The following is a 26,216-nucleotide window of genomic DNA, read 5'->3' as shown; positions in this document are numbered from 1 at the left end:
ACATATTGGATAACCAATCCACGGAGAAGAAAGATGACAATGAAAAGAACGCTCGTAAGTGCAATGGTTGGTACTGCTTTAACGTTTGGTGCTGCGGCATCGGCATACGCTACAACGACATTAAAGCTAAGCCATAACCACCCTCGTGATCATGCAGTACACAAAGCAATGGACTTCTTAGCGAAGGAAGTTCGTCAAGCGACAGATGGTGAGGTACGCATTCGTATTTACCCAGATGCTCAACTTGGTACTCAGCGAGAGTCAATGGAGCTAATGCAAAACGGCGCTCTAGATATGGTGAAGAGTAACGCGGCAGAGCTTGAAGCTTTCTCTCCAGCGTATTCGGCATTCAATCTACCTTATCTTTTCCGTGATAAAGACCACTACTACAGCGTAACGGGTGGTGAGGTTGGTCGAGAAATCCTTGATTCATCTTCAGACAGTGGCTTCATTGGCGTTACTTACTATGATGCGGGTGCACGCAGTTTCTACACCAGTAAGCCGATCGAAACACCTGAAGATTTGAAAGGAATGAAGATCCGAGTTCAGCCAAGCCCATCGGCAATCGCGATGGTTAAAGCACTAGGTGGTAACCCAACCCCTCTTGCGTACGGCGAACTTTATACTGCGCTTCAGCAGGGTGTTGTTGATGCAGCAGAAAACAACATTCCTTCATTTAGCTTGAGTCGCCACAGTGAAGTGTCTAAGTACTTCAGTCTAGACGAGCACACTATGGTTCCTGATGTACTGGTTATTTCTACCAATACCTATGACAAGTTGACAGAAGAGCAGCAGCAAGCACTGATGAAAGCAGCGGAAGACTCTTCTGAATATATGAAAGAGCTGTGGGCTGCATCAGAAGCGAAAGAGCGTGAAAAAGCAGAGAAAATGGGCGTGACGTTTGTGAAACCAAACAAAGCGGCATTTGTTAGTGCGGTACAACCTATGTATGCGGATATCGAACAAACAAAACCTGAGCTTAATCAGCTAGTTGAACGCATTAAAGCGGTTCAATAAATCGATTAAATCATCGATAAAACTACACGAAAAGGTGTTATCACAGAGTGTGATGAAAAGGTTGACCAATTGATCATAGCCTATATTATATTGAGATAATTATATTAGATGCAATACAGTGACAATATCATCATGATGCCCTTCGAGCCGAAAAGACCTTATCAGGAAATCGGTCTGAAACTAAGACAAGAGCTATTAGACGGTCGTTATAATATCGGCGATCGTCTACCACCAGAGCGTGATATCGCGGAGCGCCTAGACGTCAGCCGAACGGTGGTTCGTGAAGCGCTGATTATGCTCGAACTTGAAAACTTAGTGGAAGTGAAAAAGGGCTCGGGTGTGTATGTACTGAACATGCCATCTAATGCTAATTCTCGCTCAAATATTGTTGGGGATGACGCCGGACCATTTGAAATGCTGCAAGCTCGCCAGTTACTAGAAAGTAACATTGCTGAGTTTGCGGCGATGCAAGTGACTCCGAGCGACATCACCCAAATGAGAGCAGCATTGGAGCTTGAACGTCAAGAGCTTGCAAGTGGTACCAAGGATTGTAGCGGAGACGAAACTTTCCATCTATGTATCGCCCAAGCGACTCAAAACTCTGTCTTAGTGGATATGTTGAGACAGTCTTGGGAGCGACGTGAAAGCAGCCCAATGTGGAAGAAGCTCCATTCTCATATCAATGGTCAAGATTACCGAGAAGAGTGGTTGCAAGATCATGCAAAAATCCTTGCCGCCCTTCAACGTAAAGATCCAATTGCCGCCAAAAACGCGATGTGGCAACACCTTGAAAACGTCAAACAGCGCCTACTAGAGCTGTCTGATATCGATGACCCTAACTTTGATGGTTACTTGTTCAGCTCCAACCCTGTGGTGTTGCTGGGCAACGATTAAACCTCACAACTGGCTCGACATGTCGTCGTAGTCGTTCGTTACAGCTGCTGTCGCAGCTGTCTTTGGAAGTCGTTTTTTGCACTTAGCTTGTTTTTACGGGCGGGTTAAGTGCGCTTAAAAGAAGGTGAAGTGTCATGGAACAAACTTGGCGTTGGTATGGCCCAAACGATCCGGTATCTCTAGATGATATTCGTCAGGCAGGTGCTACGGGAATCGTAAATGCATTGCATCACATCCCAAATGGTGAGGTGTGGTCAAAAGAAGAGATACTGGAGCGCAAAGCGATTATTGAGAGCAAGGGGCTCACTTGGTCGGTTGTTGAAAGTGTCCCGGTTCATGAGGAAATCAAAACACAAACGGGTGATTTCCAACAGTGGATCGATAACTACAAGCAAACACTGCGTAATCTAGCAGAGTGTGGCATTGATACCGTTTGCTACAACTTTATGCCAGTGCTTGATTGGACTCGAACTGATCTTGAGTTCGAGATGCCAGATGGCTCTCGAGCATTGCGTTTTGACCAGATCGCGTTCGCAGCATTTGAGCTACACATCCTAAAACGACCAGGTGCTAATGCTGACTATACCGAAGCGGAACAGCAGCAAGCGGCGGACTATTTCCAGAACATGACTGAGGAACAAGTTCAGCGCCTGACCAGTAACATCATCGCAGGATTACCCGGTGCGGAAGAGGGCTACACATTAGAAGAGTTCCAAGCGCAGCTGGATCGCTATGCTGATATTACTAAAGACAAACTGCGTGAACATATGGCGCACTTCCTGTCAGAACTCATGCCAGTATGCGAAGCGCATGGATTGAAACTGGCAGTGCACCCAGACGATCCACCGCGTCCAATTCTTGGCCTGCCAAGAATCGTCTCGACCATCGAAGATATCGATTGGTTGACGGAAAACGTGCCAAGCAAAATGAATGGACTTACCATGTGTACAGGCTCTTATGGGGTACGTGGTGATAATGACTTGGTCAAAATGATTAAAAAGCACGGCGACCGAATCTACTTTACCCATTTGCGCTCAACCAAGCGTGAAGAGAGTAATCCAATGACATTCCATGAGGCGGCGCATTTAGATGGTGACGTAGACATGTACAATGTTGTCATGGCTATCTTGGATGAAGAGCATCGCCGCTCGGAAAAAGGTGATAACCGCCTGATCCCAATGCGACCAGACCATGGTCATCAGATGCTCGATGATCTCAACAAGAAAACGAATCCAGGTTACTCTGCGATTGGGCGATTGAAAGGACTTGCCGAAGTCCGAGGCCTTGAAATGGCGCTCAAGCGCGCTTTCTATACCAAGTAGGTTAACTTGTTTTCAAGAGCCAGCATGTTGTCATGCTGGCTCTTTTGCATTTCTTCTGTGTGAAGTCTTGGTGAGCAAACTGGTAATTTGAACTAGTGACACAGTTTATTACGGGCTAGATTGCCGCACTTAGTGTTGTTCGCTAGTGTTCGATTAAGTCTTCAGTCGTAGTAAGGTCTTTGAGTTGTTTCCCCTGATAAAGCGTCACGCATTTAAATCGAGCCTTTGTTTACTCACACTTTCATTACTCTCTGCATGTGGTGGAGAGGGGGAGTCTGGAGGTCTTTCTCCTGAGCCTAATCCATTAACACAAGATCAGCGTTACGACCTCCTCTATCGCTCTACATTTGGACCTAAGCCTAACTCCTATCAAGAATTAGCCGATCTTGGCTACTCAAGATGGCTTGATAAGCAGTTTTCTATGGCTCCGAGCCTGCATTTAGCCCGTCTTAAACAGTATCCGCTTGAGGATGGGCGAGACAGTTACAACCAATCTGACCGCGTGTCAGTATGGTGGGATCTTAGCTTAAATGCCCCCGATCAACTCAGGCAGCGAGTCGCGTTCGCCCTTAGTGAAATCTTCGTGATTTCGCGATATGGCGCCAGTTTAAATGGCCGCGTTCTGGAGATGACCGACTATTACGACATGCTCATCACACACGCATTTGCGAATTATCGCGAGTTGATTGAATCGGTGACCCTGCACGCTGCCATGGGGGATTATTTGTCGATGATGGCAAATCAAAAGGCAGACCCAGAGAGTAATCGTTACCCCGATGAAAACTACGCACGCGAAGTGATGCAACTGTTTAGTATCGGTCTGTATGAGCTAAACCCAGATGGCTCGGAGAAGCTTGATAACCAAGGGCAGTTGATTCCAACGTACTCGCAGGATGATATTGAGAATCTGGCTCGAGTGTTTACCGGCTGGCACATCGCTGAGAAAAACCAGCCTAATTGGGGCTCTAAAGATGGCAACTGGCTTTTGCCAATGGTGGCGTATCCAGAACGTCATGATTTTGAGGAAAAAGTGGTGATGGGAGAGGTGTTTGTTCAAGGGCAGACCGCCGAACAAGATATGGCGCAGGCCATGGATATGTTGCTAAACCATCCAAACACAGGCCCATTTATCAGTCGCCATCTTATCCAAAGGTTAGTGACATCTAATCCGTCTCCCGCTTATGTCGCAAGAGTGAGTGCGCTATTTGACGATAATGGGAGCGGCGTGAGAGGCGATCTCAAAGCGGTAGTTCGTGGGATTCTTACGGATGAAGAGGCGCTGAATGGAGGCGAACGCTCGCCCGTTAAGATGAAAGAGCCTCTAATTGCGATGACCAATTTTTTCCGAGCTCTCGAGGCGAAATCCGCTGACCCTTCGGGCCGCTTTCATAACTCCATCAACACCTTTGGAGCATATGGACAGTCGCCGCTCGGCTCTCCAAGTGTCTTTAATTTTTTCTCGCCAGATTATGCCCCGAACGGGGAGATAGCGGATGCGAATGATGTAGCACCTGAATTTGAGATATTGAGTTGGAACAATTTCATCCTCACTAACAACCAGCTTTGGTCGGCAACGGGCAGGACAAATTACAATGGCGAGGATAATCCGGTGCGCATTGTCATTAATACCGCACCGCTAGAAGCGATAGCCAATGACCACGAAGCATTGATTGAAGAGATTGAAAGGCGACTGCTCTCTCAAAGAATGAGCGAGCCACTCAAAGCGATTGTCCTAGAAGGGTTGGAAGACCTTCGTGATACGCAACAAAGCTTGAAGGTCCGTAATGCTCTCTACACCGTCGTAACCAGTCAAGAATTTCATATCGAGGAGCTTGCCCAATGATTTCACGTCGTCAATTGTTAGCCGCTATGGCGTCGACTCCACTTGTTTCGATGTTGGGTACAGGCACTGCTCATGCTTTGCCAGACAGTGATTATAAGGCTCTGGTTTGTGTGTTTTTATTTGGCGGCAATGATGGTTTTAACATGTTGGTGCCCGCCGATAACGCACACTATGATGAGTACGCGACCGCTCGTCCTGCTATTGCTATTCCGCAAGCATCTCTATTGCCTTTGTCATTGAGTACCGGCTCTAGCTTGGTATTGGGATCACACCCATCGATGAGCGAGATTCAAAGCCTGTTCAATAGTGGAAAAATCATTCCTATTGCCAACAGTGGCGTGTTGATTGAGCCTTCGACAAAAGAAGGTTTGAAAGACGGCACACATGCTATGCCTCCGTTTTTGTTCTCACACAACTCACAGCAAATAGAATGGCAGCGGGGTTGGTCGGGCAGTACGACAACACTTGGCTGGGCCGGACGGTTGATGGATGTGCTCAGTAGCGATTCCGATGAGATTAGCCCGACCTTTAGCCTCAATGGCTATGCCCAGCTACTCAACGGCAGCGTTCAGAGTGCGAACCTTATTAATGCCTCATCTTTGCCAAAAGTTAACGCAGTCAGTAATGCACAGCGGCGTAAAAGTTTCGATCAAGTGATGAGCCTCTCCCCATTGACCGCATTCGGTCGAGAGTTTGACCGAGTCAAGGATGATTCCATTTCAATACGAGATCAGCTAGCGGCTGCCATTGAGTCTGTTCCTGAAGAGGAGCATTTCCCAGATATCTCTTTGAGTCAGCAATTACATACGGTTGCAAGATTGATTAAGTCGAGTGACCAACTTGGGCACCAAAAACAAGTCTATTTTGTCGGCTTCGGTGGCTTTGACACCCACGCCAACCAATTGGAAGACCACGCCCAGCTAATGAGCGCATTAAGCCAATCGTTAGCAGCGTTCAATCAATCAATGGAAGCCGCAGGGCTTGGTGATAAAGTCACAACGATGACAATGTCCGATTTCGGAAGACGTTTAGCGAGTAACGGTACCGGTACTGACCATGGCTGGGCCAGCAATCACCTTGTGATGGGCGGCGCATTGAATGGTGGCCAGTTATATGGCCAGTGGCCATCACTCATTCTTGATGGAGAGAATGATTTCAACAAAGGACGAATGATACCGACGACGTCTGTTGAGCAGATTGGAGCGACGATCGCTAAGTGGATGGGAGTAACTAGACAAAGCTCAATGGATTATATCTTCCCAAACCTCGCGAATTTCACGGTTCAGGATTTAGGCTTTTTGAAGTCATGAGCGCTAGCTTGTGTTAGGTATGCTCGCTCCCCAGTCTTGCTTCCAGGCCCGAATTTTGTGAGTGAAAATCGCGCACTCATCCCCACACCCAGTTTTATTTACTGTATTGTAAGTCAATATATTGGATACTATACCGAAGTGACTCCACTCTGAATCCTGCATCTTGAAGTCACTTTGGTGTATGACAATAGTGCATTATTGAAGGAAGTATGTAATGAGTAAAAAGATGACAATGGCTGAGATTTCAAGACAGCTTGGAATTTCGACAATGACTGTGTCACGTTACTTTAATGGCGGTTATGTCTCGGCTGAGAACCGCCTTAAAATTGAAGCTATCGTCAAAGATAATCATTACACACCTAATATATTTGCTCGCTCTATTCGTAGCCAATCCAATATTATTGGTTTCGTCGCGCCTCGTATTGAGTCATATACGACGAGTTTAGTGATCAAAGGGGCGCTGGCTGCTGCCAATGAATCACAAGTACGAATGCTGTTTCATTCCACAGGGTTTAATCATGAGTCAGAATGCCAAGCTGTGAGAGAGTTTAACGGCTTGAATGCACTGGGCACGATTATTATCGCTTCAAAACACAGTGTTGAAGAGACTTTTTATCGAGCCTTAGATAATGTGTTATTTATCGGCAAAAACTCCCCCCATCATTGTTGTTTATACTACCCCGATCATGCTGCTATTAAAGCACTCGTCTCTCAAACCATTACTCAGTTAAAACAGCAGCAAGCACCACTGGTAGCCGTAAATTACATTTACGATGAACGTATGCTTTCTAGCCGAACTAAGTCGATGCAAGCCACCATTACCGACACCGTACCCGAGTTACACTTTTCACTGCAAGCCTTAGCCAACTCTGAGGAAAAAGCCGACTACCAGGCAGTTCAATTACAGCCCAATCATGTCTACTTTTGTGCCACCGATAATATTGCAATTCGTTTATATCGTCGTGCCAAAGAACAGCAACTCAAGATTGGTCATAACGTATGGATTGTAGGTATGGGCGACTATGACTACAGCGATCTGCTGGTCCCGAGCCTGACTACTGTGGCTTTTAACTACTATGAAGTGGGCTACCAAGCTGTCAAAAAACTGATAAAGCGCGATTTCAGTTCCGTTGAAGGTACATTTGATTTGAAAATGAGAGAGAGTTCACAGTTCTCTTGAGGTTATGAGGGGTATCTCACAGTTTCTTTGAAATTATATTGAGTCTAAACATAATACATTTAACCTCATGTGTTATCGATAACACATAACATAACATTGATGATTTGCGCCAATAACACACATGCAAACCCACTCGAGTGGTGGAAAAAAGCGACCGCCTACCAAATTTATCCCCGTAGCTTTTATGATACGAACCAAGATGGTATTGGTGATATCAATGGAATCATTGCCAAGCTGGATTACCTAGCTGATTTGGGCATTGATTTAGTATGGATTTGCCCATTCTATGCTTCACCGAATGATGACAACGGTTACGACATTAGTGACTACCAAGCGATTCATCCTGACTTTGGAACCCTGGAGGATGTGGATAGACTGATCGCTGCTGCTCATACGCGTGGCATTCGCATCATTATGGATTTAGTGATCAACCACACGAGTGATGAACATCCATGGTTCATCGAATCTCGAGATAACAAAAATAGCCCTAAGCGTGATTGGTATATTTGGCGTGATGGTTGTGAGCCTACCGATGAAAAACTGACTTGCGACCCAAACAATTGGGAAAGTATTTTTCATGGCAGTGCATGGGAATATGATGAAAAAACGGCGCAGTACTACTTGCACCTATTCTCTAAAAAACAACCGGACCTGAATTGGGAAAACCCTGAAGTTAAGCAAGCACTATTCAAAATGATTCATTGGTGGTTGGAGCGCGGTATTGATGGTTTCCGCGTGGATGCCATTAGCCACATTCAGAAACAACCAGGTTTACCGTCATTACCCAATCCAAAGGGTGAGAAGTATGTCTCCTCGTTTGACTATCACATGAATGTGGCAGGCATTGAAAAACACTTGCATGAGTTAAAAGAGCAGGCGTTTGACCCCTTTGACATTGTCACAGTTGGTGAGGCCAATGGGGTTACCGCCGAGAATGCATTACCTTGGGTTGCCGAAGCGACCGAGCAGGATCAAGGCGGTGTTTTCAACATGATTTTTCAGTTCGAACACATGAAGCTATGGTCGGAAGAACAAAGCAACGAGCGTTTAGACCTAGTGGAGTTCAAACGCATTTTATCGCGTTGGCAAGATGCATTAGAAGGTAAAGGTTGGAATGCGCTTTATCTAGAAAACCACGATCAAGCTCGTAGTGTTGATACTTTTGCTGACCCTAACTCTAGGTATGCCAGTGCTACCGCATTAGCGAGTTGTTATTTCTTAATGAAAGGGACTCCGTTTATTTATCAGGGCCAAGAGATTGGTATGGTAAATCATCAGTTTACTTCTCTTGATGAATTTAATGATGTGTCTGCTAGAAATTTAATTCAAAAGCTATCTCAACAAGGTCAAAGCGACGCAGACATCTTAGCTTTGTTAAATCAGGTATCCCGTGACCACAGTCGCTTGCCAATGCAATGGAATGACCAGGATTTTGGTGGTTTTTCTGAGGTACAACCTTGGTTCTGGGTCAATCAACAGCACGCAGATATCAACGTTGAGCAACAACAGAAAGATCCAAATTCGATTTTGAGTTTCTACAAGCAGCTGATTGCTCTGCGTAAGTCAAATGAAAGCTTGGTGGTTGGCCGTTATCAATTGCTGCTACCTAGCGATCCTAATATCTATGCTTATCAACGTGTTGCTCAAGATATGACATGGACCATTATTACCAACTTAAGTCCACAAGAGAGCATCGTTGATATCGACTGCACGCAATTAGGCGAGTTAGTACTTGATAATCAGAATATCAAAAACGGACACCTTCGATCCGATTTTATAGCGACGCAAATTGCTCCCGCTTATGCTGCATATATATTTGTAAGAGAACACTAATTTATATTTATCGCAGGGCCTTTATAAAGCTACCCTGCATTTAAAACAAGGAATCATTTATGAGTAAGTTACTGTCGTTTGATTTTTGGCAACGATTCGGGAAGTCCCTGATCGTTGTTATCGCGGTGATGCCAGCCGCGGGTATCATGATATCACTCGGTAAAGTTGTCGCAATGTATGCCGGTGGTGTTGGCGCCATTGAAACACTAGGCGCTATTATGGAAAACATAGGTTGGGGCGTCATAGTTAACCTTCACCTATTATTTGCTGTCGCTATCGGTGGTTCATGGGCTAAAGAACGAGCAGGAGGCGCGTTTGCTGCTCTGATTGCCTTCATCTTAATCAACCGTATCACTGGCGTTATATTGGGCGTGGATAACGCTATGCTCAGTGATCCAGAAGCGGTTGTGATGAGCCTATTTGGTTCTGAACTACCTGTCTCTCAATTCTTCACTAATATTTTGGGTGCTCCTGCTCTAAATATGGGTGTGTTTATTGGTATTATGTCTGGTTATTTAGGTGCCAACTTATTTAACCGCTATCATGACTTCGCTCGCTTGCCTCAGGCATTAGCATTTTTCAATGGTAAGCGTTTTGTACCTTTTGTCGTTATTTTCTATTCGATGATTATTGCGTTTGCTTTATCAATCGTATGGCCTTTAATTCAAGGTGCACTTAATGATTTTGGTCAATGGATTGCAACCTCTAAAGACACAGCACCAATCACTGCTCCTTTCCTATATGGTACGTTAGAGCGTTTATTATTGCCATTTGGCTTACACCACACGTTAACTATTCCTATGAATTACACTGAGTTGGGTGGTACTTATGAGCTTTTGACTGGTACGAATGCGGGTTCAAGTGTTTATGGTCAAGACCCATTATGGCTTGCTTGGGTGAGCGATCTAAATAATCTTAAATTAAGCGATCCGATAGCTTACCAACATCTACTAGATACGGTACATCCAGCACGTTTTAAGGCGGGTCAAGTTATTATCGCAGCGTCTTCATTGATTGGTATTGGCCTTGCCATGTATCACTGTGTTGATAGTGATAAGCGCGAACAATACAAGCCAATGTTTTTATCTGCTTGTCTTGCTGTGTTATTAACTGGCGTAACAGAGCCTATTGAATTCATGTTTATGTTTATTGCTCCTGTTTTGTATGTTGCGCATGCGGTGTTAACAGGGGTTGCATTTGCGTTAGTAGATGTGATGGACCTACGTGTACATGCCTTTGGTTTGATTGAATTAGTCACTCGTATACCTATGATGGCCTCAGCGGGCATCGGTGGTGACTTGGTTCGCTTCGCATTGGTGTCTATTGTTTTCTTTGGTGTTAACTATGGATTATTCCGTGTGCTTATTGTCAAACTTAAATTGCCAACACCGGGACGCATGGGTAACTACCTCGATGACAGTTCGGAATCCATGTCAGAAGATGAGAAGATGGAAACTATCATTAAGAATTTAGGTGGCCGTACCAATATTGCTGAGATTGATGCTTGTATGACTCGCTTGCGCGTTACAGTTAATGATCCGCAGTTGGTTGCCGAATATGAGTTATGGAAGCCGACGGGAGCACTTGGCGCTGTAATTAAAGAGCAAGGAGTACAAGTTATTTATGGCCCTGGAGTGGATGTCATTAAATCTAGATTGGTTGCGAAGTTTTCAGCACAACCAGCGTAGTTATTTCTCTATTTAGATAGAGTAACCTCGAAAAACGCAGCCTTGCGCTGCGTTTAACTCACTCCAAATAAATAAGTGATTAATAAATGAAGTTAATGACGCTAAATACCCATAGTTGGCAAGAAGAGAAACAGCTAGAAAAGTTGGATGTGGTAGCGCAAGCCATTATCGAGCAAGGGTGCGATGTCGTTGCATTACAGGAAGTGAATCAACATCAAGACAGCCCGGCTGTTGATGCCAATATATTAACCAATCACACTGTGCTCGCTGATAACTATGGTTACTTGTTACAGAAAAAGCTCATGGAAAACGGTTGTCACTACCAACTTACATGGGATTTCGTTCATCAAAGTTATGACGTATATCACGAGGGACTGGCGTTCTTGACGCGACTGCCGATTATCGAACATGAGGTCATTGACCTAAGCGATAACTATGACGTGAACTATTGGAAACATAGACGAGCAGTGCGTATTAAGGTGACTTCCCAACAAGGTGATTTCAATCTTTATAATTGTCATTGCGGCTGGTGGAATGACTCAGAGAACTCATTTGAGGATCAGTTCAACCGAATCAATGCAACATTATCAACAGAATTGAGCTTTCTATTAGGTGATTTCAACAACCCAAGCCATATACGCAATGAAGGTTATGATTATGTTTTACAGCGCGGATTGATAGATTGTTATGAAATAGCTGAAATAAAAGATGCTGGAACCACGGTAATTAAAAACATCGATGGTTGGGAAAAAAATAGCCAAGCGCTTCGGATTGATTTGGTTTTTAGTAATCAACCAGTAGTGGTAAAGCAGCATCAGGTGATTTTTAATGGCGATTTTTATCCGGTTGTGTCGGATCACTTTGGGGTTCTGATGGAAGTAGACATTACTTAATGTTTATTAACTTATCGCAGCTTATAAATCCACATTCTACAACCGGCCAAACCCCAAGAGTCCGTTTGGTGATTACTTACTGCTCTTCAAGATAATTAAAACTGACAAGCACCTGATTTATCGACTAAAATTTTTTGTATCTTTGACGTGCAAATTGGCCGAAATTAGGTGTTAACTCTATGAATAATAAAAAGAAACCATCGATTCTCGTTGTGTGTATGGGCAGCACAGCTGTTACTATTAACTGATTGAAAAATAGTAATAAACTTCTGTTTCCAAAATTACTCCAATGAAAGTTCTCCAAAATGTGAGCGTGTTTTTGTTGCGCTTCAAGGGGACTATAGTTGGCGTGGTATGAGTTACTGGGTCACGTCACGTGCTAGGCGAGATAAAGTGTGATTGATTTCAATAGGGTTTGAACATTTACGGTAAAGGTCGGTACTTGTTTCTTACTAGAGATAATGGGGAACACTGATTACGAACAGGCATTTTCCTCAAAACTTTTCAGATTCATCAGACATAAGATTCCTACTAATTTCGATTTGATTCAATCTATCTGATGCATCATTATGTGTGTAGTTGATTAAAGACCTAACTTGCCCATGGACTAAAAAGTTAAGCTCAGGTCACATGCGCTCTGTTAAAATGTTAGAGGAAAAAGGACTGAGGAATGATTACCGAAGAGTGGCTAGTTAATCTAAATACAGAGTTCCGTGCCACAGGCATAGAGCAGAGACGACGTCCTTGGGAGGCAATTAGTCGTTACTCAGAGGAGTTCAATACCTCGGTTAATTTTTCTTCGGACGTTGCGAAAACCATTTTTAAATGGTTTGAGGCAAATTCAAAGCCAGGAGCACATCAAGTCGGGAGCTTATATGAAGCCGTATATTTCTATGATGCGCAATTTTGGGTTGTTTCTATTCCAGTTTCGTTTGGCACGGTTGAGCTAAATGCTCTCGATTGTATCTACGAAATGCCTGATAGCATCAAACAAGATATGATGGCAGACCATAAGCAACCATGGGAGTACGTGCTCTATTGGGCAGATTGTATCGACTATGGGATGGGGATAGATGACCTACGTAGAATGCAAGGCTTAAATGAATTTGGCCATCAGCTACTTATGTCGGCAGATCAAGAGTTAAGGTCTGCTACATCCATACTTTCTCAACATAGACCAGATCCTCGAGCCATTCTTAATTGCAGAATGGCGCTTGAAATATTTTTTAAGTCATATGTTGCCTTGAGAAATGGTCTTACAGAAAGTGAGGCAAAAGCCATCGGTCACAACTTGAATAAGGGGCTGGATCAATTTATTGAGGCATCCGGGTTTGATGATTGGGAGGGAGCAAGACAACTGCTATCAGTTTATCCTGATATACATGAGCGCTACAAAGAGCAAGAAATCACCCTTCAAAAGCTTTGGGCTGGTTACTCGTTGGCTCACTCGGTAGGCGCAGTCATTGTCAGAGAATTTACGGATAGAAATACGATTCAACAAGTAATGGCCTCTAATAATGAAAATTAACTAAGAAGAACCCAACGAGTCAGCTAAATACTATTCACGGTTTTCTGGAGTCAGCTCTTGACCTAGTTATTCAAATCGCAGATTATGAGTCAAAACGTACATTTACGTATTTGTTGATAGGGTTATATGATCATAAATTTTGTGAAAAGGTTAGAACTGATAGAGCGCAGTACTGTTGAGATTTTAAGTGTATGCCTTACAGCTAGTTCAAATGCCTTAACATAAAACATATAGCTTAATACTTAAAATTAAAGGTTTACTTAAATACTAGGTGGTAATTTTGGCAACACATCACTATTCATCATTAAATAAGTTAGTATTGGAAATTGATAATAGGAAAAAAGATTTCAATGAAAAGAGGCGCAAAAATCAAAACAGCTATAATATAACTTCAAAAGGACAAATTCTCTCATCTGCCATTACAACACTTTTAATAGCAATCAATGTAAAGCTAGAAATTGCATGCATTGCATTTATAGCAATTGGTGTAAGTGCTTTAAGTAGTATATTCGGTTCTTTTTTGGCAAAGTATATGTATTCCGAAAGACTTGCTCATAACATTAAAACCGTCTGCGATCTCAGTGAATTGAAGTTTGATATTGAGATGGATATGGAAAAAGAAAAGGATGAGCCGGAGAAATACAAGATCACTATGGATAGAATTGAAGATTATAAAATTGCATACCAAGAAATCCTGAATAGATCGAATTCAGAGTGGCAAAAAAACATGAAGATAAGTAAGAAGAAAAAGTAGAATGTTTGTATCAAAAATAGTTACATTTAATAAAGTTAACTTTTTAAATAATTTGTCTAATGAGCACGCCTTTTCAAAGGGTTATCAAAAAGAATATTTTAATATTGGGCACCCAATAGATAGCCCGCCAACGCTGAGAGGTTCAATGGTTGTTGAGTTGAATGTGAATTTTATTTTTGATAATAAGGATTTTTTTGAGTATGGTAGCCCTATCGATATTGGAAGTTTGATGGCGGGGTATATTAATCCTCATAATTTTGAGATTTCAGAAACTAAAATGGACTTCTTTACTTTTAGTAGGCTTATTAAAGATTTGCTAAATGTGGACTATAGTGATAAACATTTGTTGTTAAAACACCAAATCACTGAATCTGTTCATGAGATATTGAAGCTTTACTTAAGAAATGAAGTGGCTGATTTTGTTATGTACGATAGTAATCCACATTCTAGATTATTTGAGTTTTGTCTAAGTGGTAACTATGTACTAGATTCTAGGCATGTCAAAATAATACACATTCCTAATACTTACACCAATAGTAATCTCATCAAGAAGATTTCAAGTCGCTTCAAAGGAAAAGTCATGACCTTTAATCCTAAATATGGTTTTGAGGGGCGATATGTGGCATAAAAGTGACTTCTATATTATTGGTCTTTATGAGGATATGAAAGATGACATTTACCCGTCACATTTCACCCCAATAATTGCCGAGAAAAAAACAGGTTTATATAGGCGTTGGAACTATACAATTAAAAAACCGTATAGAATAGAACTTTGTTGTGCTATGGGGGCGTTCAAGGAAACGCCTGAAAAATTATTCCCTGTCAAAACTTTACACTATCTCCATCCAGTTAAATTGAATTGTAGGACCCAGGTTGTAGCTTTAAGCCGAGATAAGATATTGGTCTCAGATAGAAAATCGAAACTGATTATACAAGTGTTAGGTTCAATACTAACAAAAAAACCAAAGCTTGGTTACTATAATAGAGTAATAAGAACTATACGAAACATTATCGAGTAATCATTTTTTAGTGTGAGTTGAAATAGGTTTCTATACCATCGGCAATCCGTGATTTGCTAATTTACCCAGAGAGCTAGCACATTTTACCAAAGTGTGCATGGGAATCCACCTGAGTGCTCTGATATCCCGCCGATTCTGTCGAAACTTTCCGATCAAATTTTAGAGTTGGTATCTTCATCGTTTAGCTAAAAGCGTAACTTTTTACCTAGAACTTATCGTTAGCGACCGTCATTTAACTCACCCACCACAACATACTCACTACCTCGGTTATCCGAGTATCTATCCGTCGTTCTACGGTCTTTATGACCAAGTAATTTTTGTGTATCAACACCTGCTTCGTGGTATGTGCGTTCGGCCAATGATCTTAGTTCATGAAAAGTAGGAGGGGTGCCCTCCCATTTTAGGTCGGCTTTGTCTCGAGCCTCGGCAAACCTGCGAGTGACAGTGTTTACGTTGACCTTGTCACCTGGTTTGGTGCTGTGTACCCGCGCTACGTTGTGAACGAGATAACGCGACACTATATCTGTCTTTCGGCACATTCCTATGATGTCTGCCAGCGTCATATCGAGAATTGGATTACGAAGGGTGAGGGGGAAGGCTAGTTTCGTTTTTTGCCCAGATTTACTTGTGGCAACGTAGAGTAGACCGTCTTCAATGTCCGAGAACTTGAGGTTACAAATGTCCTCTCGACGCAGTCCTGTCGTCAAAGCGAGAAGGGCGGCGTGATAGCAATAGACATGAGGTGATTCTTTCAACACGCGGTCGATTTGCTCCCAGTGAGATACGGTTAGACGTGAACGGCGAACATTCGTTTTTGGGGGCTTGGTCGCTAAGGCAGGGTTATAGCCGGCTTCAACCTCACCGGCATGTTGAGCCTCTTTGAAAACATCGATCCAAATAGACCTCAGAACTTGAGCCATTCGTGTTTTGCCTTCTCGTTTGTACTCATCAATGATGATCGCCAGAGTCTTTGTGTCGAGCTCCCTGATAGCGACATGCTTACATCTATCTTTTAGTACTTTGATGCCACTTCTCCGTGTTTTGAAGGTAGCATCAACGATTTCACCAGTCTCAAGCCTTTCGGCTTGGATCTCCATGTATCGCTCACACCATTCACCAGTACTGATCCCCATTCGTTTTTTCTTGGCAGGATTAGCATTGAATATGTGGTGATATTGCTCGACCATCTGGGCTGCGATGAGTCGGTTCAGCTCTGTCGCAACCTTAATCGCTGTTGTTCTGTCGGTTCCTAATCCATGGAATCTACCGGTTCGAGTATCTCGATATTGGTAGTACGCCTTGCCATTTCGCCTATCAAATTTCTGATAGAGATTGGGGACGTTTAGATTGTGTGCTCTAGGTCTAGCTGCCATGGCGGAAAATCCTAGCAACGACAGGGTCGGTGATTTCTATGGAATCTGTTGAGCAAAGGCCGACAAATACCGCTTTTTCATCGCACATCCATTTTCCTCCGAATTTGACCGGAGCAGGGTGTATCTGCTTTGTTTTTGCGTAGCTCGCCAACGTACTTGCACTTGGTGCAAAGCCAAACTCTTGGATTGCCCATTCCCGAATCGTAATATGCATAGTTCACTCCTGACCATAGTTGTTGCCTGAGTCAGCCAATCGCCTTGCTGTAACCGACCATCATACCTTTGAGTTGAACCCAAAAAGTCCGTTTACCTACTTTTTCTAGATTAGCGAGGCCGTAATGGTGGCAATGGGATTAAGCAGCCAAAAACGAGTGCACAAAAATTTTTTTGGGGTAGGCCATCGGAGAAATATCGAAGAAGTAAAGTACATTTCGTTCAGATAACTTTCTTGCTCTGAACTGCGAATTTAATCATCACTCGACATACAGCAGGAAGTGGAAAAACAGCTAGGAAACACAAAGTGCACTTAGCGACAAATTCACCGTTGGTTTCTCTATATTGGGTGGAAGATGTAGGGCAAATTTGTGAGAATATAAAGAAAACACTTAAAAACAATGACATAGGAAAACCGATTGTTGGTGATTCTAAGTGAAATGCCGGTATTGGGTGGAGAGCCCTCTTTTACCCAAGGGGAAATTGGTCAGAAAAACAAAAAGTAAAATGAATACGCTGCATTACGTTAACTTCTGAATCATGAAAAGTGTCCTATTTCCCGTAATGGGTGGAAGGCGTGTTTTGACGTTGGCAAAAAAACAGGAGAAAAAAGGAATATATCTATTAATCAGATGGTTGTAAGGCGAGGTTACAAGCAATAATAGGCTGTTTTGGGTATTTGGGTGGAAAGCCTAAATTACCCGAAATTATCTGTAATGGGTGGAGACCCTCCCTACCTTCCACCCAAAAATTATGCTGGGGGAAATTTTACTGACAAATAATCCCATACCCAGCGCGACTATTGCAGAGAAAGGATCTTCACTGACGCTTATCGTAGCCGCTTAAATCGTACAACTTGGCCATAGCGGCCTTGAGCGACGGACAGGGTTAGCAAGCGTGTAAAACAAACGTTGAAACAGCCAATCTGCTGAGCAATGTCGCGGGGCGCTCTTGTTATTGCAAACATGGCCAACGCGGCCTTGAGCGCGCTCCAAGTTTACTTTTGGGGATGAATAACTGTCCAAAGCGCAGGCCTTAATCTTGAATACGGAAAGCGTGATTATCACTGCTGGTAAGGTTCGTATGAGGCTCAAGGCATCTCCCTTTTCTGAGATTGCTCTAAAGAACTCACACGGGCAGGGCATCCTCACATGCCTGAAGAAAACTCACTAAATGGAATTAACAGTTGTCATTTGGGCTGCTTAATCCGATTTCCATAGCTCCCCCAGTGCTTTACTAAAACAACGAAACACAGGAAGGAACTATGACTGAGCCAGCGAATAGCAACTTTCCAGCAGTAATTTGGGAACCAGTGGTCGAGTTAAGATCAACTATTGAGCAGGTATTGGAAAGATTGTGGTATCCGAGTTTCTAGACTCTGCTTGTTTCAGGTACTCGTCGAATAGACCGTCAAAAAAGGTGTACCTTTTCGGACTTGGGCAAAACGACCAAATGGTAAGGTAATCAATGTACGTTAAGTCGGCAAAATGCTTGCCGTACATGTCTTCATTTTTGCTGGGACTTATTGGACAGTCTCGAGGAGGGGTTATGTTGATTGGTTATGCTCGTGTTAGTAGCGATGAACAAGATTTGGGGATTCAGATTGAACAACTGACTCTTATCGGCTGTGAAAAGATCTATCAAGATAAAGCCAGTGGTAAGAGCGCGGAGCGTCAGGGGTTAAAACAGCTTCTCGAGTTTGCCAGGGAAGGAGACATTGTGCATGTCACCAAGGTTGACCGGATTGCCAGAAATACAATCGATGCGCTTGGCGTCGCCGACCAATTGAGCGAGCGAGGCGCAGGGCTCATTTGTCATGACTTGGGTGACCTAGATATAAACAGTGACGTGGGGCGCGTTATCTATACCACAATCGGTGCGTTTGCAGAGATGGAGCGCTCAAGAATATTGCAGCGATGTAATGAAGGGAGAGAACGAGCCAAACAGCAAGGAAAGCACCTTGGGCGTTATCCTAACTTGGCACTACATGATCGCATAAGGGAGCTAGATAACAGCGGGTGGAACAAGCATGCTATTAGTCGTGAGCTGGCGTGTAGCCGTTCTACGGTGTATAAGGTGCTGTCTGGAGGAACATAGAGTTTGATGTGGTTATCAGGCTCTAGAAGTGATTGTGAGGTTTTTACGTCTGGCTGCTAGAGTGTCGTGACACGTTTTTGCCCCAAACTGCGTTAGAGCATGTACTCGCAGTATTTCTACATGCTCCTCTTTGACTCAACTCATCTAATGCACTTAATATCAAGCAAAGCGCATATTGACATATTGATGACTCAGGAGGTTGATTTGAAGCCATTTTTAATTCATAGGCAATGCTACTTAGATGAATACACCGATTTAGAGAAGATTGAGTACCTCCAAAACATGCTTATCTCAAGGGCTACGGGGGGAGATGATAACAGCCAAAATGATTATAAGGTTTTACGAGACTATGTTATCAACCACCCAACCTTAAAAGGCTTATGTCCTTCGTTTATAAAAACAAATAGAAGCCTCGATCAGTTTTGGGGTTTCATACAACCAAAGTTCGAAACCTACAAAGAGCGAAGGCAGTACATATATGGGCAGTTTGTTGCGAGTTTGGACTTTCTAGAAGGGAAGCAAGCTCATCCAGCAAATCAGTCAATTGATGAAGTGCTGAGTCAGTTCAGTGAAGACAGCATTCACAGAGCATGGCAGAAAGCACTTGAACGTAAATCTCACGATCCAGATGGTGCGATAACTATGGCGCGAAGTATCATAGAGTCGGTATGTAAGCACATTCTTCATGATAGAGGCGTATCATTTGACGAAAACCGCATTGAACTATCTGATTTATACAAAGCTACCGCTAAAGAATTAAACATGTCTCCTGAGCAGCATTCAGAGCAAGTATTTAAGCAAATTCTTGGTGGTTGTTCTGGTGTTGTGAATGGTCTAGGCACGTTGAGAAACAAACATGGCGATGCACACGGTGATAAGCCCAAATCAGCGAAACCTAAAAAACGTCACGCAGAGTTAGCTGTGAACCTCGCAGGCGCAATGGCTTTGTTCTTGGTTGAGACACATTTGGAGTCTCACAGACCCGAACCAACTGTAGATTTTTGAGTCCTCAAGTACAACATGGGCTGGTCAGCAGCCCTTGCTTAGTGGATTTATGCCCCAAGGCTTCTTAGCCTCAACGAGCCAGTCCAGCAGTAGACCAAATTAATCTAATATGTACTTTGGGCACTTGTACAGAACCTTTCCGAAGTTCTACCCCGAAATTCTCTGTCGATTCACACAACAGGTTGATACTTATTGTGTTTCATAGTGAATGACAGCAACATAGAAGGAATGCAAACAAGAAATCATTCCGTCTATAAAGCTTTATAAAACATAGAGGTGCGGAGGTAGAGTTGGATTTTGTAAGTTATAAAGTGAACCCTCAGCATAGAGGAGCCTTACCAATTTCTCAGAAGAGTCAGTGGAGAGTTACCGAAGCAGAAGAAACTGCTTTGTTTGATAAGGCTAAAGTAAACGAATGGATTTGCCCTAAAGAGTGCTTATGGTCGATTGACGATAACTTTTGTGTCATTGGTGAGGATATTGTCGGTGAACTATATGTAGCCAAGTTTTGGGGCAATCAAGGTGAGTGGCATGGCTTTCCTGTATCAACTAAACGACAGCTAGATCGTCCCCCGACACTTGCTATAAATGATTGGGTAAAGAAAAAAATCATACGTAAACGTATTGGAAATAAGATGGCACAAGGACAATTCTGATGGCTGGCAAGGTTAAGATTGAAATTGAAGGCGATTACATTGACTCTTTTGTATATTCAGGAGTTTTGTTCTTGGTTAACTCCGACTTAAATTTGAAAGCGTACTCTTGGGATAATGTATTTGATCGTTGTTTAGATGGATTAGGAACCTTCCAAAAAATGAGATTGAAAAACTACTCAAGAGGCACGGTTTCTATAACTGACGAGTTAAGTCGTACATACTCGATCTCTGAAAAATCTCTTTCAGAATTTGAGCTTTGTTCAAAAGAGTTAAGAGTATGGCCATCTGATATTAATATTTACAAAAATCGGTTTTATGTCGCCTCTGAGCGTGGAGTTGATGCCTTTGACTTTGATTGGGGGGATGGAAAGGTATCAAAGTTCCAACGGCCCACAAAAATATTTGATGAAGTCTCTTTCAAGTTAGCCACTAGCTCTTATCATCGTTTGGCTATAGCAGCGGGTAAAGCAGGATTGCTTTCGGTAACTCCAGAAAAAAAATATGCACGTAGAGAACACGTAAATCAGTTAATTGATAGCCCATGCTCAGATTGTCATTGGCACAGTACAAACTTGGTTGCTGATACCGTCAGTGGCCAGTTCACAGCTTCTTTTGCCTCGATACCCAAAAAAATAAATTTTGAAGGTACGGATCGAGAGTATTGGGAACTAGTTAAAGTACTTAAAAATACGAAGCCAGAGATTCGAGAATGCACAAGTATTCATGGTCAATCGATTGTTTCTTCATGGTTTTCTGGCAAGGGGTTATTCAGTGTAACCAAAGACTTAAAACTATATTGGAACAGCATTGAGCGTCCATCAGAGTATGAGTTAATTGATACAAATTCTGAGTTATCAACTCTCAAGTATTTTAAAGCTCAATCTTCTCCATTTGGAACAGTTATGGAAGTTGGTGATGACTTAAAACTGTTTACAGGGGATGGAGAGCATCAGGTTGTCGCTGAAGAAGTTGTCAATTGGAGGCTTTTTCCTAAATCTAGCTACTACTTGAGCCATTTGCATGTTATTGAAGACGACGTTCTGAGTGTTTCATTGTTTGACATACCCACTAGACCAAACAAGTTTGGATACTCCAAATCTGAAGTGCTAGGCGACTAATTTATAAAAAAATTAAGAGTAATTATCCACGCTCGGCATTTTTGGTTTGGGTTTTATTTAGTGTTTATGGTGTCCAAATTTAGTGCTGTGGTAGCGTGGTTAATATCCTGAATTGGGCATCTTTTTATAACAGACACAGTTTGTCCATGTGTATTTTCGATACTAAAAGTAATCCACCACTTACTAATTTAGCAAAACCTATAACACGTTCATGTCCATTTTCGAGTTAGCCTCAAAACCAAGGCTAACTCGAAAGCTCCCTGCCCTACAATCAACGCTTAAACCGTTTAGATGTAGAACCCCTACGAAAACATGTCGTCATCCAATCCCGTGCTGAAGCCATCGTCAAAACTGCTATCGCAACTATTATCAAAGCCTGTAGTAGTGAATTCGTCAGAGCCGTGATCAGTACATGAGCTAGAATCAGTTTCAACATCGCTATTAGCAGTACTTGAGGAGGTATCGTCTGGGTACGTGCCTTGAGACAGACTGTCGTAGCCGTACGGATTTCCCATAGTATCCAGCCCGCTAATACCTCCAACCATTGGAAGGCCTGTTGCTGGGTTAATGACGGTGTTTTCATCATCGACATGAGATTGGTTGGTAAAGTCCATCGATGCAAAATCGGTGTCGTTAGTTGGCTCATACGAATTGCTATCGACCGAGCTTTGAGTTTGGTCTTGGTAAAATACCCAGTTTGGTTCATAGTTTGACTCCTTGGTGTTAGCGCCAGGTTCGATGGTGCTTCCGATAGCTTCGTAACTGCGCATTTTGGTTACCAAAATCAAACCAAAGATGACTAAAGCCAGTAAAGTAAAAATGCCGCTCATACTTCCTCCCCTTGCTTGGATTGAGATAAGTTGGAGAACACTCTGCTCCTTTCATTGCTGATGCTAACACCCGGCCAAACGCCAAGAGTCCGTTTGGTGATTACTTTTTGCTCTTCAAGATAAATAAGACTGACAATCAGTCTGGTGAACGCGTCGAAATCTATAATGTATCTATTTTTCAATTGGTTATATGGAATAGAGTTTGTTGGGAGGGTTTTCACATCGATACTGAATGGTCGTTTTGAGGGCAAATTCGCTCCAAAATCCCTCCAAAACTATTCACAAGTACCTGATTTATCGACTAAAATTTTTTGTATCTTTGACGTGAAAATTGGCCAAAATTAGGTGTTAACTCTATGAATAATAAAAAGAAACCATCGATTCTTGTTGTATGCATGGGCAATATCTGTCGCTCCCCGACCGGAGAGGCCGTATTACGTGCTCGAGCAGAGCAAGCCGGTATCGACGTCGAAATTGATTCAGCGGGTACCATCGGTTATCACCAAGGCAATCCGCCAGATTCAAGAGCTAAAAAAGCGGGGGAAGCACGTGGTTACTCGTTTGCTGGCATCCGAGCAAGGCAGGTTACGGATGATGACTTTGAAGATTTCGATATGATTCTGGCGGCAGATAAAGATAACTTGGCTGACCTAAAGCAGCGTTGTCCTCGCCATTTACAGCACAAACTATCTCTATTTCTTAGTCATGGATCGTCTAGCTACAAAGAGATTCCAGATCCTTATTACGGCGGGGACCAAGGGTTTGAGTTGGTGTTGGATTTGATTGAGGACGCATCGGATAGCGTATTGGCGAAGCTTACCTAGCGTTTAATGTGTTATGCGATATCAAGCGGGGAACTGAGACCTTATTTGAGCCTGAGGTATCAGCTCCCCTTGTTGTACGCTAGCTAGGCGCTACAGCACAAAGAACAAACCTGCAAGGCAAGCACTCATTAGGTTAGCGAGTGTACCGGCAAGAACGGCTTTGATACCAAGACTTGCGACATCTGAGCGGCGTTCTGGTGCCATAGAGGCAATCGCACCAATCTGAATCGCGATGGACGCGATGTTGGCGAAACCGCAAAGTGCGAAGGTGATGATGACCTGAGTTTTGTCAGACAGCATGGCTTTTGCTTCGACAAAGTTGATGAAGGCAACAAACTCATTCAAGATTACTTTTTGACCGATAAATGAACCTGCCGTAAGTACTTCACTAGAGTCCACGCCAATTAGCCAAGCAACAGGCGCAAACACGAAGCCAAATAGTAGCTCCAGTGTCATACCTTCACCACCAAACCAGCCAGTGATGGACTCAATCGCAGCATTGAGCATCGCAATGACACTGATGAAGGCGACAAGCATAGTTCCGACGGCAACCGCGACTCTCATGCCGTTCATTGCGCCAGCAGCGAGCGCATCGATGATGTTGCTTTGCTTGCTGTCATCGAGTTCGATATCGCTATAGTCAGACGGTGTTTGTTGCTCTGGTACAAGAAGCTTCGCCATCATCAAAGAACCAGGAGCTGCCATAAAGCTTGCGGCGATGAGGTACTTAAGCTCAACGCCAAGCCCTGCGTAACCGCCAAGCACGCTTCCTGCGACCGAAGCCATACCACCTGCCATAACTGCAAATAGCTCTGACCGTGTCATTGTGCCTAGGAACGGGCGAATAAGCAGTGGTGATTCACTTTGTGAAAGGAAAATGTTGCCTGTAGCAACCAGCGACTCAGCTTTGCTAGTGCCAAGGAACTTTTGCAGGCCGCCACCGATAATACGAATTGCCAGTTGCATGATGCTGAGGTGATAGAGTGCCGCGATCAACGCACTGATAACGACTATGATTGGTAGAACGCGAATGGCGAACACGAAACCGTTTGTCGCCAAGTCACCAAATAGGAACTGAATGCCACGGTCAGAGAAGCTAAGAATGGTAGCTACGCCATTGCTCATAGAACCGAGAATATCTTTACCAAGGGGAAATGCGAGAACAAATGCAGCGACGAGTGATTGCAGAAGTAGGGCGCGAAGTACGGTGTTCCAGTTGATCGCTGACCGTTTTTCAGAGAACAGGTACGCGATAGCAATAAGAGAGACGATGCCTAGCAGGCTAGAGAGAATAGCGATCATTGAGCAGCACCTCCAAACAGTTGAGTGGTAGATGTGCCAAAGTGATACCAAGAAGCCGCCAATGATGGACGGGGAAACCACACAATGTGGTATGTGTTGAATAAAGTTGTCATTGAGTAACCTTTACAAGCTGTGAAATAAGCTGGTCCGATTCCTTGGGGTCATTCACAGGTCCATGGTGACGGCTTGTATTGGTTGTGTTCAGGCTTTCACCTGACAAACGGCGCGGGATTATATAGAAAAAAGTTGTGAATGCACGTGAAAATCACGCGAAGTGTTTTAAATGGTGATAAAACGAACGACTATGCATTGATAGGAGCGACAGTTCAGACTGTAGAGAGAGGATAAAGGCTGCGTGAAACTCAACACGCAGCCTATAGAAGTTAACGAGTGGGGATGGGCTATTTACTCATCTCACCACGAAGGACTTCAAGCATTTGAGACTTAACTTCTTCGTAGCCAAGGTTTTGGCTCAGCAAGTAGTGAAGCTTCGCTAGGGCCGCCTCTGGGGTCATATCGAAGCCGCTGATTACACCCGCATCCGCAAGGGCACAGCCTGTCGCATAACCGCCCATGTTGACCTTACCCGCGAGACACTGAGTTAGGTTTACCACGATAACACCGCGCTCAGACGCTTCTTTTAGATGACCAAGCAGCTCAGGGTTTTGCGGCGCGTTGCCGACACCGAAGGTCAATAGAATCATTGCATTGACCGGCTGTAGTAGGGTGTTTCGAATAACCTCATGAGAGATACCAGGGTACATGGTGATGACGCCAATTGGTTGAGGCGTAATATCATGCACCTTAAATTCACCTTCCGGTGCTTTATTGATTTCAACACCACTGCTGAGCTGAATGTTGATACCCGCTTCAAGCAATGGTGGTAGATTTGGCGACGTAAACGCGTTGAAGCCATCAGCGTGTGATTTCGTGCTGCGGTTACCGCGCATCAGCTGATTGTTGAAGAACAAAGTCACTTCATTGATTGGATAGTTTGCTGCGATGTGCAGGGCATTCAAAAGGTTAGCTTGACCATCAGAGCGCAGCTCCGCAAGTGGGATCTGTGAGCCAGTCACAATTACAGGCTTACCTAAGTTCTCCAACATGAAAGAGAGTGCCGACGCTGTATACGCCATCGTGTCTGTACCGTGCAGAATCACAAAGCCATCGTACTTGTCGTAGTTGTCGCGAATATCATCGGCGATTTGTTGCCAATCTGCAGGCGTCATATCAGACGAGTCGATCAGCGGCTCGTACTCATGGATAGTAAACTCTGGCATTTCTGGTCGATGGAACTCTGGCATACTCGCCAATTGTTTTTCCATAAATCCAGCTACCGGGATATAGCCATGATCGGACTTTTGCATGCCGATTGTGCCGCCAGTGTAGGCGATATAGATGTGTTTTCTCGTCATGACAGACATCACTTTGTTAGTCGGGGGGAACAGATGGGGGCGATTATAACCAAAACAAATAAAAGAGCCACCAATCGGTGGCTCTGAATCACGGTTTTGCTG

Annotated in this window: 22 protein-coding genes; 17 read left to right on the top strand and 5 right to left on the bottom strand. The window is 43.6% G+C overall.

Annotated elements, in window-relative coordinates:
• The first annotated feature begins 33 nt into the window (after window positions 1-33).
• The 12 genes from LY387_RS11665 (at window position 34) to LY387_RS11610 (ending at window position 14,890) form a co-directional block, all read left to right on the top strand.
• Window positions 34-1,017 carry a TRAP transporter substrate-binding protein gene (locus LY387_RS11665; RefSeq protein ID WP_234494239.1) on the top strand — a complete coding sequence of 328 codons (984 nt, stop codon included), beginning with the start codon at window positions 34-36 and terminating at the stop codon, window positions 1,015-1,017.
• Window positions 1,018-1,125: 108 nt separating this feature from the next.
• Entirely contained in the window at window positions 1,126-1,911 is a 786-nt protein-coding gene (locus LY387_RS11660) for an FCD domain-containing protein (protein WP_042474098.1), read from the top strand.
• Between the two features lie 134 nt (window positions 1,912-2,045).
• Complete coding sequence (gene uxuA, locus LY387_RS11655) at window positions 2,046-3,233, top strand: mannonate dehydratase (RefSeq protein ID WP_042474101.1); 1,188 nt, start codon at window positions 2,046-2,048, stop codon at window positions 3,231-3,233.
• A 184-nt stretch (window positions 3,234-3,417) separates the two neighbouring features.
• Window positions 3,418-5,076, top strand: coding sequence for a DUF1800 domain-containing protein (locus LY387_RS11650; RefSeq protein WP_234494238.1), 1,659 nt, complete (start codon window positions 3,418-3,420; stop codon window positions 5,074-5,076).
• A complete protein-coding gene (locus tag LY387_RS11645) occupies window positions 5,073-6,386 on the top strand; it encodes a DUF1501 domain-containing protein (RefSeq protein WP_234494237.1) in 1,314 nt (437 codons plus the stop codon). The genes LY387_RS11650 and LY387_RS11645 overlap by 4 nt, the downstream gene beginning before the upstream one ends.
• A 214-nt stretch (window positions 6,387-6,600) precedes the next feature.
• Window positions 6,601-7,566 (top strand): LacI family DNA-binding transcriptional regulator, encoded by a 966-nt coding sequence (locus tag LY387_RS11640; protein WP_234494236.1) that lies wholly within the window; start codon window positions 6,601-6,603, stop codon window positions 7,564-7,566.
• Window positions 7,567-7,665: 99 nt separating this feature from the next.
• A complete protein-coding gene (locus tag LY387_RS11635; protein ID WP_234494235.1) occupies window positions 7,666-9,399 on the top strand; it encodes a glycoside hydrolase family 13 protein in 1,734 nt (577 codons plus the stop codon).
• Window positions 9,400-9,458: 59 nt separating this feature from the next.
• Window positions 9,459-11,087: a PTS transporter subunit IIBC gene (locus LY387_RS11630; protein ID WP_234494234.1), complete on the top strand. Its 1,629-nt coding sequence runs from the start codon at window positions 9,459-9,461 to the stop codon at window positions 11,085-11,087.
• Between the two features lie 86 nt (window positions 11,088-11,173).
• Window positions 11,174-11,980 (top strand): endonuclease/exonuclease/phosphatase family protein, encoded by an 807-nt coding sequence (locus LY387_RS11625; protein WP_234494233.1) that lies wholly within the window; start codon window positions 11,174-11,176, stop codon window positions 11,978-11,980.
• Window positions 11,981-12,650: 670 nt separating this feature from the next.
• Window positions 12,651-13,508 carry a hypothetical protein gene (locus tag LY387_RS11620; RefSeq protein ID WP_234494232.1) on the top strand — a complete coding sequence of 286 codons (858 nt, stop codon included), beginning with the start codon at window positions 12,651-12,653 and terminating at the stop codon, window positions 13,506-13,508.
• Window positions 13,509-13,788: 280 nt separating this feature from the next.
• The gene (locus LY387_RS11615; RefSeq protein WP_234494231.1) at window positions 13,789-14,262 is read left to right on the top strand and encodes an SLATT domain-containing protein; all 474 of its coding nucleotides are present in this window, start codon (window positions 13,789-13,791) and stop codon (window positions 14,260-14,262) included.
• 1 nt (window position 14,263) lies between these two features.
• Window positions 14,264-14,890: a hypothetical protein gene (locus tag LY387_RS11610; RefSeq protein ID WP_234494230.1), complete on the top strand. Its 627-nt coding sequence runs from the start codon at window positions 14,264-14,266 to the stop codon at window positions 14,888-14,890.
• 609 nt (window positions 14,891-15,499) lie between these two features.
• On the opposite strand, the gene LY387_RS11605 is transcribed toward LY387_RS11610, so the two are convergent.
• Window positions 15,500-16,654 (bottom strand): phage integrase Arm DNA-binding domain-containing protein, encoded by a 1,155-nt coding sequence (locus LY387_RS11605; protein ID WP_234494229.1) that lies wholly within the window; start codon window positions 16,652-16,654, stop codon window positions 15,500-15,502.
• Window positions 16,644-16,868, bottom strand: coding sequence for an excisionase (locus tag LY387_RS11600; protein ID WP_112478899.1), 225 nt, complete (start codon window positions 16,866-16,868; stop codon window positions 16,644-16,646). The genes LY387_RS11605 and LY387_RS11600 overlap by 11 nt, the downstream gene beginning before the upstream one ends.
• 1,547 nt (window positions 16,869-18,415) lie before the next feature.
• On the opposite strand from LY387_RS11600, the gene LY387_RS11595 reads away from it, so the two are divergent.
• The 4 genes from LY387_RS11595 to LY387_RS11580 all read left to right on the top strand — a co-directional run bounded on the left by LY387_RS11595 (window position 18,416) and on the right by LY387_RS11580 (window position 21,743).
• Window positions 18,416-18,964 carry a recombinase family protein gene (locus LY387_RS11595; RefSeq protein WP_234494228.1) on the top strand — a complete coding sequence of 183 codons (549 nt, stop codon included), beginning with the start codon at window positions 18,416-18,418 and terminating at the stop codon, window positions 18,962-18,964.
• A 204-nt stretch (window positions 18,965-19,168) separates the two neighbouring features.
• Window positions 19,169-19,969 carry an abortive infection family protein gene (locus LY387_RS11590; RefSeq protein WP_234494227.1) on the top strand — a complete coding sequence of 267 codons (801 nt, stop codon included), beginning with the start codon at window positions 19,169-19,171 and terminating at the stop codon, window positions 19,967-19,969.
• Window positions 19,970-20,259: 290 nt separating this feature from the next.
• Entirely contained in the window at window positions 20,260-20,625 is a 366-nt protein-coding gene (locus tag LY387_RS11585) for a hypothetical protein (RefSeq protein WP_234494226.1), read from the top strand.
• Window positions 20,625-21,743 (top strand): hypothetical protein, encoded by a 1,119-nt coding sequence (locus tag LY387_RS11580; protein WP_234494225.1) that lies wholly within the window; start codon window positions 20,625-20,627, stop codon window positions 21,741-21,743. Before LY387_RS11585 ends, LY387_RS11580 begins: the two co-directional genes overlap by 1 nt.
• A 302-nt stretch (window positions 21,744-22,045) precedes the next feature.
• On the opposite strand, the gene LY387_RS11575 is transcribed toward LY387_RS11580, so the two are convergent.
• Window positions 22,046-22,573, bottom strand: a complete 528-nt coding sequence (locus LY387_RS11575; protein WP_234494224.1) for a hypothetical protein — start codon at window positions 22,571-22,573, stop codon at window positions 22,046-22,048.
• A gap of 356 nt (window positions 22,574-22,929) precedes the next feature.
• On the opposite strand from LY387_RS11575, the gene LY387_RS11570 reads away from it, so the two are divergent.
• The gene (locus LY387_RS11570; protein ID WP_234494223.1) at window positions 22,930-23,397 is read left to right on the top strand and encodes a low molecular weight protein-tyrosine-phosphatase; all 468 of its coding nucleotides are present in this window, start codon (window positions 22,930-22,932) and stop codon (window positions 23,395-23,397) included.
• A 90-nt stretch (window positions 23,398-23,487) separates the two neighbouring features.
• Here the strand turns inward: LY387_RS11570 and LY387_RS11565 are convergent, their stop codons facing one another.
• The gene (locus tag LY387_RS11565) at window positions 23,488-24,696 is read right to left on the bottom strand and encodes a NupC/NupG family nucleoside CNT transporter (protein WP_234496108.1); all 1,209 of its coding nucleotides are present in this window, start codon (window positions 24,694-24,696) and stop codon (window positions 23,488-23,490) included.
• Between the two features lie 404 nt (window positions 24,697-25,100).
• Window positions 25,101-26,114, bottom strand: coding sequence for an asparaginase (gene ansA / locus LY387_RS11560; protein WP_234494222.1), 1,014 nt, complete (start codon window positions 26,112-26,114; stop codon window positions 25,101-25,103).
• Window positions 26,115-26,216: the final 102 nt, after the last annotated feature.

It is taken from the genome of Vibrio maritimus (genome assembly GCF_021441885.1).
GTDB lineage: Bacteria > Pseudomonadota > Gammaproteobacteria > Enterobacterales > Vibrionaceae > Vibrio > Vibrio maritimus_B.
Note: the sequence above shows the minus strand (reverse complement) of the source record. Positions and strands in the feature narration are given on the sequence as shown.